At 44.7% G+C, this 12,165-nt stretch carries 9 protein-coding genes and 1 tRNA gene; 4 read left to right on the forward strand and 6 right to left on the reverse strand.

Annotated elements, in window-relative coordinates:
* Positions 1 to 557: 557 nt before the first annotated feature.
* Together AACT23_RS13765 and AACT23_RS13770 are read right to left on the reverse strand one after the other, a co-directional pair.
* Complete coding sequence (locus tag AACT23_RS13765; RefSeq protein ID WP_017045406.1) at positions 558 to 1,808, reverse strand: HD-GYP domain-containing protein; 1,251 nt, start codon at positions 1,806 to 1,808, stop codon at positions 558 to 560.
* A gap of 248 nt (positions 1,809 to 2,056) precedes the next feature.
* Positions 2,057 to 2,141: transfer RNA gene (locus AACT23_RS13770), tRNA-Leu, on the reverse strand.
* 153 nt (positions 2,142 to 2,294) lie between these two features.
* Between AACT23_RS13770 and AACT23_RS13775 the strand changes: the two genes are divergently transcribed.
* On the forward strand, positions 2,295 to 2,816 hold the full coding sequence (locus AACT23_RS13775; RefSeq protein ID WP_094127402.1) for an RDD family protein: 522 nt from the start codon (positions 2,295 to 2,297) through the stop codon (positions 2,814 to 2,816).
* Positions 2,817 to 2,882: 66 nt separating this feature from the next.
* On the opposite strand, the gene lptG is transcribed toward AACT23_RS13775, so the two are convergent.
* The gene (lptG, locus tag AACT23_RS13780) at positions 2,883 to 3,953 is read right to left on the reverse strand and encodes an LPS export ABC transporter permease LptG (RefSeq protein WP_013855998.1); all 1,071 of its coding nucleotides are present in this window, start codon (positions 3,951 to 3,953) and stop codon (positions 2,883 to 2,885) included.
* Between the two features lie 3 nt (positions 3,954 to 3,956).
* Positions 3,957 to 5,057: an LPS export ABC transporter permease LptF gene (gene lptF, locus AACT23_RS13785; protein ID WP_013855997.1), complete on the reverse strand. Its 1,101-nt coding sequence runs from the start codon at positions 5,055 to 5,057 to the stop codon at positions 3,957 to 3,959.
* Positions 5,058 to 5,246: 189 nt separating this feature from the next.
* On the opposite strand from lptF, the gene pepA reads away from it, so the two are divergent.
* The 3 genes from pepA (at position 5,247) to AACT23_RS13800 (ending at position 10,228) form a co-directional block, all read left to right on the forward strand.
* Complete coding sequence (pepA, locus tag AACT23_RS13790) at positions 5,247 to 6,755, forward strand: leucyl aminopeptidase (RefSeq protein ID WP_010318842.1); 1,509 nt, start codon at positions 5,247 to 5,249, stop codon at positions 6,753 to 6,755.
* Between the two features lie 67 nt (positions 6,756 to 6,822).
* Positions 6,823 to 7,272, forward strand: a complete 450-nt coding sequence (locus tag AACT23_RS13795; protein ID WP_017043380.1) for a DNA polymerase III subunit chi — start codon at positions 6,823 to 6,825, stop codon at positions 7,270 to 7,272.
* Positions 7,273 to 7,366: 94 nt separating this feature from the next.
* A complete protein-coding gene (locus AACT23_RS13800; protein WP_094127403.1) occupies positions 7,367 to 10,228 on the forward strand; it encodes a valine--tRNA ligase in 2,862 nt (953 codons plus the stop codon).
* Positions 10,229 to 10,294: 66 nt separating this feature from the next.
* Here the strand turns inward: AACT23_RS13800 and AACT23_RS13805 are convergent, their stop codons facing one another.
* Both AACT23_RS13805 and AACT23_RS13810 read right to left on the reverse strand, forming a co-directional pair.
* Positions 10,295 to 11,257 carry a D-2-hydroxyacid dehydrogenase gene (locus AACT23_RS13805; protein WP_094127405.1) on the reverse strand — a complete coding sequence of 321 codons (963 nt, stop codon included), beginning with the start codon at positions 11,255 to 11,257 and terminating at the stop codon, positions 10,295 to 10,297.
* Positions 11,258 to 11,286: 29 nt separating this feature from the next.
* Positions 11,287 to 12,024: an RluA family pseudouridine synthase gene (locus AACT23_RS13810; protein WP_064625906.1), complete on the reverse strand. Its 738-nt coding sequence runs from the start codon at positions 12,022 to 12,024 to the stop codon at positions 11,287 to 11,289.
* Positions 12,025 to 12,165: the final 141 nt, after the last annotated feature.

The following is a 12,165-nucleotide window of genomic DNA, read 5'->3' on the forward strand; positions in this document are numbered from 1 at the left end:
GTAATTTTAAAGCTATTGTTGTTCCAACAGAACAACAATGAATTGACTGTGCCAAAATCAAGTAAACTTGATTCTGATTGGTCACTCAGTTCATTGATAAATCTTTTTTGATTATCATCAACGAGTGCCCACACAGATTGATAGGTTTATATTGTTAAAGAGCGTTCTTCGCTGGGTTGCAGAGACTTCCTTTGAAGAGGCGGCCATTCTAGCGAGATAATGGAAAGTGTCAAACACTTTTTTACATTATTTCGTCTTACCGATTTGACCTACTGATTGGCTGGCTAATTGGGCTTGAACCCTTACTGGCTGTGCCGTGTCAGTGAGGCGGCATTATAGGGAGAACGAAGATGAGTGCAAGCGGTTTTTAGAAAAAAGTACCTTCTGATAGCTCAAGTGAACAAAAAGACACCAAAGCGTCAAATATCGATGAATTAGCGACCTATTTCCCTCTCTAAATCTCCTGATTATCACCCGAGCATTGAGGTGACACTCTTCATATTGCGTGTTTTTCTTCGTCAATGAAAGCCCGCACTGAGGCAATACAAAGAAGCATATTACTCATCACTATCGAAGAAATAAGAGATTCTAGAGCGTGGGTTAAGATAGTCTCGGATTTTATCCGGAAGTTTATGTGGAAGAATGGCGTTAACAATTTTCAAATCTCGATCAGCTAAATCAATAATGGGCGCTTGGGTTCGCGGAACCGAAGGGTCGTAAATCAATACATTAGGATATAGTAAGTGGCTAGCGTTTACGGAGATGACTAACCCAACCATATTGTTAGAAAGCTGAACAACGGTTCCTGGAGGGAAAACGCCCATAAATTTAACCAATACGTTTAAGTTTTCGTTACTATATAAGTGATTACAATGCTTATACATATAGGAAAGTGCAATATAAGGAATCTTCTGCTCTGCAACGATATTGGGATGACACAAATTATCAAATACATTCGCGACCGTAATGACCTGTGAAAGCTCATCAATAGCCGCTTCCTTTAAACCAAGCGGATACCCACTGCCGTCATTGAGTTCATGATGCTGTTCTATTACTCTCTTTGCACTTTCTGGAAAGCTATCGATATGGCTCGCAATATCCAAACCATACTTAGTATGTAATTTGAGATAATTTTGTTCGGGCTCTGTCAGTGTTGTTTTCTTTCTAACAATCGCGGTGGGAACCTTAATTTTGCCTATATCATGAAACAGCGCAGCAAAAGCAAGTTCTTTGATTTTTTGAGCATCATACCCTTTCGCTTTTCCTATCATCATTGCAATGACCGAAACGTTGAGTGAATGAAAGTAGATGTCTTCAAACTCACTTTTGCCATTCATTAAATGCAGCGTAACGCTATCTTCACTCAGTAGCTTATCGACGATATCTTCAACCAAAATTGAAGCTTCATCTATCGCATCCTCTGGCCGATTGCGTATCTTGTTCATTACCGCACGCATACGGGATAGAGAACGCTCAAACTCTTTTTCACAGTTTAGAACTCGCCGACGATATGCGTTCAACTTTTCAATCCGTTTCTGCTTCTCTTCCCACAATTTTTCAGCCTCACTCTCCATCTCTGAAGATTCTTCTATGGCTTCCGGCTGCGTATTGACAGGTAAGGGTTGAGTATCGCTTTGCGCAGGATTGATATAAACATGTTGAATCCCCAAGTGTTTTATCAATTGAATCTGTTCTTGGGATTTAATCTTAAAGCTATTAAAAAGAAAGGGGTGTTCGTTCCACTTTACGGGCAACTTAATGTGCAGGCCAGGCTGCAATCTATCTACTGTGATTTTTATGCTTGCCACAATTTATATAACACCTTAAGTACTAAGTAGTTAATGAGTTTAAAAGAAGTCACTCAAAAGTTCATCAACTACATATTAGTAGTGTTGATATAAATGTGTATGGCTAGAAGCAAGAAATGTGCGCTGTTCAATATAGAAGTATGTGAAGGCTATCAAAAGAGTCCCATTCATCTAAGATAGCGGACTATTATTTCGAGGACAAAAACAACAAAGCCCCGACTTTCGTCGAGGCTTTGTTGTTTAAATTATGGTACCGGTGGGCGGACTTGAACCGCCACTCCCGAAGGAAACGGATTTTGAATCCGTCGTGTCTACCAATTTCACCACACCGGCATCTTGGGCATTGCCCTTTGATGGTTGGCATTATACGTAAGAAAGTTATTGGCGCAATAACAAAATATTGAAATACAAATCGTTTGCCGATATTTTCGCCACAAACCTTCAAGCTGTGCGTCTCTTCTCTTTTCAGATCCTCTCCGAGGCTATATGCTGCTGCAATTTCGCGAATACAAAAGATGTTTAGATATGATGAGTAACTCTATTTCTCTACCGCCTGCCGGATTACTACGCCGATTTGGTGCGCTCATTTACGATGCATTAATCATCATTGCTCTTGAGATGATGGCTGCTGGTGTTGTCGTTGCTATATTAGAAACTCTCGTTGCGTTGAATGTGATGAGCTATGGCTCGTATGCAGATGTCAGCGACCTTCTCACTCGTCATCCCATTTGGAGCTATGTTTACACATTTTACCTTGCCGCTGTCTGGGTCTACTTCTTCGTCTTTTTCTGGACAAGAGCAGGCCAGACATTAGGGATGCGTGCTTGGCGACTTTTGATAATTAACGAACAAGGTGGAAATTCAATCAGCGCCACGCAAGCTTTAATACGTTTGTTCACCTCAGGCTTTGGCTTGGCAAACCTCACCGTACCCTTTGATCAACAAAAAAGAGGGTTCCAAGATATTTGGGCCAAAACGAAAGTAGTGGTACTTCCTAAAGTTAATTGAGTCGGAATAACAAAAAGGAAGGTTTGCCCTTCCTTTTTGTTGATAGTTCTTACCTGTCATTTTTATTTAGAGTTTTCGTCTTAACAACATTACGGCAACGCTGAGAAACACCAAACTGGGTGCGACGGCACCAAACACTGGTGGGATACCATAAACAAGACTCAGTGGGCCGAAAAACTCACTGGAAATATAAAATGTAAAGCCTGCAATCACGCCTGACAAAATCCTTGCGCCCATAGTAACGCTGCGCAATGGCCCAAAAATAAACGATAATGCCATCAGCATCATCACAGCAATGGAAAAAGGTTGAGTGATTTTACGCCACAACGCTAGATCGTACCGTGAAGCATCTTGCTCCGACGTTTTTAAATAGCTGACATAATCATACAAGCCACTCAGTGACAACTCTTCAGGCTTGACCGTGACCACTGCTAGTTTGTCTGGAGCTAATGAAGTCGTCCAACGATATTCAGGTAATGTTTGCTTTGTTATCAATACATCATCGCGCATGTCGGTGATTTGAACATTTTTCATTACCCATTGATTGTCTTTATCGTAATCCACCTCTTCGGCAAAAAGGATGTTTTGCAAACTCTTATTGTTATCAAAGCGCCACATATTTAAGCCATAGAGTTTGTTGTCATCAATTTTACCAATAAAGATAAAATCATTCACATCGCGAGCCCACACACCGCTACGCACTGAAACAATACTACCGCCAGAGAGAGAAAAAGCGCGCAGATCTCGCGCCATCTTCTGCGCTTGGGGTGCTCCCCATTGGCCAAGTAAGGTGACAATGATCATTAATGGCACTGCGGTTTTTAATACCGACATACCGATATTAAGCTTAGAAAACCCCGCAGCTTGCATGACAACGAGCTCAGAACTTGATGCCAACATACCTAACCCAATCAACGCACCGAGTAAGGCGGCCATAGGAAAAAACATCTCGATATCACGAGGAATGCTCAACACCACAAACAGTAAAGCTTGCAGTAAATCGTAGCTTCCTTCCCCGACTTTTCTCAATTGCTCAACATATTTGATAATGCCGGACAAACCAACAAAGGTCGCCAGCACTAACGAGGTTGTCGCAACAATAGTACGGCCGACGTATAAATCTAAAATCTTAAACACGCGTTATGCTGCCTTCTTTAGTCTTAGTTTATCTTTGAAGCGCCGCACTGGCACACTGTCCATGATATTCACTGAAATCGCCGCCAAAAGTAACGCAGCATTGATTGGCCACATACCGATCACCGTAGCAAGTGAGCCATCTTCAATGGCGGACTTGGTTGCGCTGATGGCCATAAAATAGGCCAAATAAATTAAGATTGCAGGTCCCATTTTCGCAAAGCGTCCTTGCCGAGGGTTAACCGCCGACAAAGGGACCACCAGCATGGTGAGTAACGGAATACAAATCACCAGAGAAATTCGCCATTGCAACTCAGCTTTCGCTCTTCGATCCGGGTTGGAAAGCAGATTGGATGTCGGTAACGCCTCCCAATCGCGTCCTTTGGGTTTAACTTCACGCTGGCCAATTAAACCTTCGTATTCGTCAAATTTTGTGATCATATAATCAACGCGTGTTGGCACGCCTTCATAGCGAATCCCGTCATACATGGTGATCATCTGACGGCCATCACTGAGCTCTTTAACATCACCAGAATTAGAGAACATCACACTTGGGAGTATCGAATCCTTTGGTGCAAGCTGCGCAACAAACACATTATGCAGTTTTTTGTTTTCAATATTTTCGATGAAAACCACCGAGGAACCATCTGGTGTGCGTTGAAATTGTCCTTTCTGTAGCAAATCAACACTATTTTCTGCTGCGAGCTGCTCCATTAATTGTGCTTCTTTGTCTTGGCTCCAAGGTGCCAACCAGAATGCGTTAAATGCTGCAGCACCTGAAGTGATCAAAGCCAAATAGAGTGCAGCACGGATCAAAAATTTATTGCCGATGCCAGTGGCATTCATCACCGTAATTTCGCTTTCTGCGTACAAACGCCCAAAAGTCAGTAAGATGCCGATATACAAACTCAAAGGCAGCATTAATAACCCCATTGCGGGCATATTTAAACTCACAATAGATAAGATCATTCGTGCCGGAATGTCACCATCGGAAGCTTCAGCCAAAACGCGAATAAATCGTTGGCTAAGAAACACGAGAAACAGTACGAAAAAGATCGCAAATTGGCTCTTGAGTGTCTCGCGGATCAAATATCTAACAATAATCACGCTGAAATTACCTATACAAAACTTGTTTTTTTGATTGAATCACTATAATTTCCCGTTGAACCTTTTATTTTTAAAATTTTCACTAACTGTTAGGCGTTCAATTAAAAGTAGATCCAAACTCGGATTCAACCACTAAGAGCGCATTATCTAACATTTAGTTCTATTTGTCTTCAGGATGTAGGAGTACGCATGGAGTTCAGTGTAAAAAGTGGCAGTCCAGAGAAACAACGTAGCGCATGTATCGTTGTTGGAGTGTTCGAACCACGCCGCCTTTCTCCAGTAGCAGAGCAGCTTGATAAAATCAGCGACGGCTATATTAGTTCACTACTTCGCCGTGGTGATCTCGAGGGTAAACCCGGCCAGATGCTACTGCTGCATCAAGTCCCTGGTGTTCTGTCTGAACGCGTTTTACTGGTAGGTTGTGGTAAAGAGCGCGAATTAGGCGAACGTCAGTACAAAGAAATCATTCAAAAAACCATCAGCACACTGAACGAAACGGGTTCAATGGAAGCCGTATGTTTTCTGACTGAACTACACGTTAAAGGCCGCGATACTTATTGGAAAGTACGCCAAGCGGTTGAAGCAACGAAAGATGGTCTGTACACCTTTGATCAATTCAAGAGCGTAAAACCTGAGACTCGCCGCCCACTACGCAAACTTGTTTTTAACGTACCGACTCGCCGTGAGCTTAACTTAGGTGAGCGCGCGATTACACACGGCCTTGCGATTGCATCCGGTGTGAAAGCGTCGAAAGATCTTGGCAATATGCCACCAAACATTGCCAACCCAGCTTATCTTGCATCTCAAGCGCGCCGCTTAGCGGACGACTATGAGAGCGTCACCACCAAAATCATTGGTGAAGAAGAGATGGAAAAGTTGGGCATGACCTCTTACCTCGCTGTCGGTCGTGGCTCAAAAAATGAGTCGATGATGTCGGTCATTGAGTACAAAGGCAACCCAGATCCAGATGCAAAACCCATTGTGTTGGTGGGTAAAGGCCTAACGTTTGATTCCGGCGGTATTTCATTAAAACCAGGCGAAGGCATGGATGAAATGAAGTATGACATGTGCGGTGCGGCGTCAGTCTTTGGCGCAATGAAAGCATTGGCTAAATTGAAATTGCCATTAAATGTCGTGGGTATCTTAGCCGGCTGTGAAAACATGCCAGGCAGCAATGCCTATCGCCCTGGTGACATTCTCACGACTATGTCTGGCCAAACGGTTGAAGTACTCAATACCGATGCCGAAGGTCGCTTAGTGCTATGTGATGCACTCACTTACGTTGAGCGTTTTGAACCCGATTGCGTGGTAGATGTGGCGACACTAACTGGCGCTTGTGTGATTGCATTAGGTCACCACATCAGTGGCGTGGTTTCAAACCACAACCCATTGGCGCATGAATTGGTTAATGCTTCCGAACAAGCAAGCGATCGCGCATGGCGTCTACCAATGGCCGACGAGTACCACGAGCAGCTAAAGAGCCCATTTGCTGATATGGCAAATATCGGTGGTCGCCCTGGTGGTACGATTACCGCTGGCTGCTTCTTATCTAAATTTGCTAAGAAATATAACTGGGCGCATTTGGATATTGCTGGCACCGCGTGGAAGTCAGGTGCAGCAAAAGGATCAACAGGTCGTCCCGTCTCATTGCTCGTCCAGTTCTTATTGAACCGCAGCGGCCAAGAGTCTGAGGAATAACCTCAAAATGTGAAAAGGGCCGCAAGGCCCTTTTTTGTTGATGAGCGATTAGATAGTAGGTGACAACATGCAGCGAGCCACCTTTTACATTGTGAACGAAGAAAGCCCTCAGGCAACACTGGCAGGCTTTGAGCAATATGTCCTATTTCTGGCTCATCACTTCGCCAAACAAGGGGCAAAAATTTATCTGCATTGTGATGATAAAACTCACGCTGAACAGTTTGCCGAACATTTATGGCAAGTACCTGCTGAACAGTTTGTCGCGCACAATCTGGTGGGTGAAGGCCCGAAATACTCTACTCATATCGAGATTGGCTACCCCAACGTCAAACCCAATTGGAATCGTCAACTGGTAATAAATGTGGCGGATAATCATACAACCTTTGCGAACGCCTTTGCTGAGGTGGTAGACTTCGTCCCCTGCGAAGAAAAAGCAAAGCAACGAGCACGCGAAAGGTATAAAATCTACCGTCAAGCTGGCTACCAATTGCAAACAATCGAGATCCAACATCCATAGGTCAAACCTTATAGTTAAGGCGATCTTTAACAAGATCCTTCACTTATGAAGTTTGACTAAGATTAACCATTCACAGTATCCATTTAAGAGCACTATGGAAAAGACATATAACCCAACAGCAATCGAACAAGCTCTGTATCAGACTTGGGAAGAGAACGGCTACTTTAAGCCTCACGGTGATACATCAAAAGAAGCATACAGCATCATGATCCCACCGCCGAATGTCACTGGTAGCCTTCATATGGGTCACGCATTCCAAGATACCATTATGGATACTTTGATCCGCTGCGAACGCATGAAAGGCAAAAATACCTTATGGCAAGTGGGTACAGACCACGCCGGTATTGCTACCCAAATGGTGGTTGAACGTAAAATTGCTGCTGAAGAAGGCAAAACCAAGCATGACTACGGTCGCGAAGCGTTTATCGACAAAATTTGGGAGTGGAAAGGCGAATCAGGTGGAACCATCACTAAACAGCTTCGCCGCCTTGGCGCATCGGTAGACTGGGATCGTGAACGATTCACTATGGATGCGGGCCTATCCAATGCCGTTCAAGAAGTGTTTGTTCGCCTTTACCAAGAAGATTTACTCTACCGTGGTAAACGTCTTGTGAACTGGGATCCAAAACTGCACACTGCAATTTCTGATCTAGAAGTAGAAAACAAAGACGTCAAAGGTCACATGTGGCACTTCCGTTACCCACTGGCTGACGGCGTAAAAACAGCAGACGGTAAAGACTACATTGTTGTTGCGACCACTCGTCCTGAAACCATGCTGGGTGACACAGGCGTAGCGGTTAACCCTGAAGATCCACGCTACCAAGCTCTGATCGGCAAAGAGATCATGCTGCCAATCGTCAATCGTCGCATTTCTATCGTGGGCGATGAGCACGCTGACATGGAAAAAGGCACAGGCTGTGTGAAGATCACCCCTGCTCACGATTTCAATGACTATGAAGTCGGTAAGCGCCACCAACTGCCGATGATCAACATTTTCACCTTTGATGCCAATATTCGTGACGCCGCCGAAGTGTTCAACACCAATGGTGAACCAAGTGACGCTTACAGCAACGATCTACCTGCTAAATACCAAGGCATGGAGCGCTTTGCGGCACGTAAAGCCATCGTAGCTGAATTTGAAGCTCTCGGCCTGCTTGAAGAAATCAAAGATCACGACCTCACCATTCCTTACGGTGACCGTGGTGGTGTGGTTATCGAACCGATGCTGACCGACCAATGGTATGTACGCACAGCGCCACTAGCGGAAGTCGCAACCAAAGCCGTTGAAGATGGCGAGATTCAATTTGTGCCTAAGCAGTACGAAAACATGTACTTCTCATGGATGCGTGACGTGCAAGATTGGTGTATCTCACGCCAACTTTGGTGGGGTCATCGTATTCCTGCTTGGTATGACAACGACGGCAACGTTTATGTCGGCCGTAGCGAAGAAGAAGTGCGCGAACAAAACAACCTAGCACCAGTGGTGGTACTGCGCCAAGATGATGATGTATTGGACACTTGGTTCTCCTCTGCTCTTTGGACTTTTGGTACACAAGGCTGGCCAGAAAACACTGAGGCACTAAAAACATTCCACCCGTCTGACGTTCTTGTTACTGGTTTCGACATCATCTTCTTCTGGGTTGCACGCATGATCATGATGACCATGCACTTCTGTAAAGATGAGAATGGCAAACCACAAGTGCCATTTAAAACTGTTTATGTCACTGGCCTTATCCGTGATGAAAACGGCGACAAAATGTCAAAATCTAAAGGCAACGTGCTTGATCCTATCGACATGATCGATGGTATTGATCTTGAATCTCTGGTTGAAAAACGTTGTGGCAACATGATGCAGCCACAGCTTGCAGCCAAGATCGAGAAAAATACGCGTAAAACCTTTGAAAATGGTATCGAACCTTATGGAACCGACGCACTGCGTTTCACGCTAGCAGCGATGGCTTCAACCGGTCGTGATATCAACTGGGACATGAAACGCCTAGAAGGTTACCGCAACTTCTGTAACAAACTCTGGAACGCGAGCCGTTACGTGTTGATGAATACCGAAGATCTCGATTGTGGCTTTAACGCAGGTAGCGAGCTTGAGTATTCGTTAGCCGATAAATGGATCGAGTCTCAATTTGAATTGACGGCTAAAGAGTTCAACAACCATATCAACAACTTCCGTTTAGATATGGCGGCAAATACCCTTTACGAATTCATCTGGAACCAATTCTGCGACTGGTACTTAGAGCTGACTAAACCCGTATTGTGGAAAGGCAGTGAAGCGCAGCAACGCGCAACGCGACGTACATTAATTACGGTATTAGAGAAAACATTACGCCTCGCGCACCCAGTGATCCCGTATATCACTGAAACTATTTGGCAAAGCATTAAGCCATTAGTGGACGGCGTTGAAGGTGACACCATCATGCTGCAAGCGCTGCCTCAGTATGATGAAGCTAACTTCAACCAAGCAGCGCTGGATGATATCGAATGGGTGAAAGCCTTTATTACTAGCATTCGCAACCTACGTGCCGAGTACGATATCAACCCAGGCAAACCTCTTAACGTGATGCTAAAAGCCGCCAACAAGCAAGAAGTGGCACGTTTAGAAGCGAACAAAGCGGTACTGTTGTCACTGGCTAAACTGGAGGCACTACGCGTTCTTGAAGAGGGTGAAGAGACTCCCGCTTGTGCAACGGCGCTGGTTGGTCAATCTGAACTGATGATCCCAATGGCTGGTTTGATTGATAAAGATGCGGAGCTAGAGCGCTTAGCAAAAGAGATTGCTAAAACTCAAGGCGAAATCAAACGCATTGAAGGCAAACTCAATAACCAAGGGTTCGTCGCTAAAGCACCCGAAGCCGTTGTCGCTATCGAGCGTCAAAAGCTGAATGGCTATCAAGATACCTTGGTTAAACTGGAAGAACAGAAAGCGACCATAGCCGCGCTATAATCGCGATTGCGTTACCATTAAAAAGGTCGGTGTGAAAATACCGACCTTTTTTATTTATTCACGCCATCAGCAGACGCGATTTTTGTGCTCTCCACGCTCAAACGCGGCAATGTTATCCATCAAAATCGTTGCCAATTGTGAAATAGCTGAGTCACTACCCCATGCCACGTGTGGTGTGAGCAACAAATTTGGCAAATCCATATTGGCTAGTAAGGGATTTGTTTTGTCCGCTGGTTCTCGACTGAATACATCCACTCCAGCGCCAGCAATTTGCCCAGATTTCAATGCTGTCACAAGTGCTTGCTCATCAACCAAACCACCACGGCCTGCGTTAATCAACAATGCATTAGGCTTCATTATCTTTAATTCGTTCTCACCTATCAGGTTTCGGGTTTGCTCGCTCAATGGGCAATGTAAACTCACAACATCCGCCTCCGCTAACATTTGTTCAAAGGGCATAAAACCTTGTCGGCATAACTTGGCCCCCTTTCGTTCAGAAAATATCACCTGCATGCCTATCGCTCGTGCCAACGTTGCAGTTGCCTGTCCGAGCGCGCCACTCCCCACAATACCAAGCGTTGAACCTGCAACATCCCCTATCGGATGAGTAAAAAAGCAAAATTGTTGATTGCGCTGCCACTCGCCATTGGCAATATCTTGATGATAAGCAAACAAGTTACGCCTTAAGGCATAAATCATCCCAACGACATGTTCCGGAACAGAACGGGTGGCGTAGCCTTGAACATTCACCAGTGCGATGCCTGCTTCACGACAGTAATCGATATCGACATTATTGACGCCTGTGGCCGACACAGCAATCAAGCGCAATTTCGGACATTGTGAGAGTAGCGCCCTATCCAGCACCACTTTATTGGTGATTACGATATCGGCTTGAGATAGGCGATCGAGCGCTTGTTCGGCAGAAGTAAAGTCAAACTCAAGCCAATGATGAGCAAAAGGTAAGCTTGGCAATCGAATATAAGCAGGGATTGTGGCCCTATCGAGAAAGACAACCGTGGGTAGTGACATATTAGCTCCTTGTCGCCACCCACATCACACTAAGGTCGGGGCAACGTTTTGTAATCTGGTAATTTTCGCTCAGGATCAAAGTGTTGCAAAATTTGCTCTTGTGCTTCGGGATAAAAATCACAGCCGACAAAAATATTGCGCAGCCAATGACTCTTTGGATGATAAAAACTGAGCTCTGCGGCATGCAATGCTAAGCGATCGGAAAAATCTTGCGCTTCTTGCGGGGCATAAAACTCATCACCCACAATCGGATAACCCAAAGCTTGCATGTGAACACGTAATTGGTGCGAACGGCCAGTTACAGGAAGAAGACGTACAATTGTCGTTTTTTCTTCTCTTTTCGCTACTTGATATAAAGTTTTTGATGGTTTTCCATCTTCAAAGCAGACTTTCTGTTTAGGCCGATTTGGCCAATCGCAAATCAGAGGTAACTCAACCACCCCCTCGTCAAGCTCCATTACGCCCCACACGCGAGCGTAATAAATTTTATGCGTTAAACGGTATTGAAACTGCTTTTTCAATGCCCCTTCCGCGTATTTATTTTTTGCCAGCACCATCAAGCCAGAAGTCGACATATCCAAACGATGCACAACTTGGATCTCTGGATATTGCTCAGCCAAACGACTCCACATACTGTCGTGATGCTCAGGCAAGCGTCCTGGAACCGACAGCAGACCTGAAGGTTTATTCACCGCGAGAATCTGATCATCTTCATAGACAATATCAATCCAAGGATCTGTGGGCGGCGTGTATTCAAGCATAGCCATCGAAGGTTTCTCCTAAAAAAATCGGCGCATTATAACAACCTCTCCGCCAAGCCAATAGAGAAGAGTCATCTTAGTTTCGTTAAATCACGAAATCGTCAGTAAGTTAGCCTTGCTTAGAAATATCACTTGAAATGTAACTTA

It is taken from the genome of Vibrio sp. V09_P4A23P171, from assembly GCF_963875615.1.
Classification (GTDB): Bacteria; Pseudomonadota; Gammaproteobacteria; order Enterobacterales; family Vibrionaceae; genus Vibrio; species Vibrio anguillarum.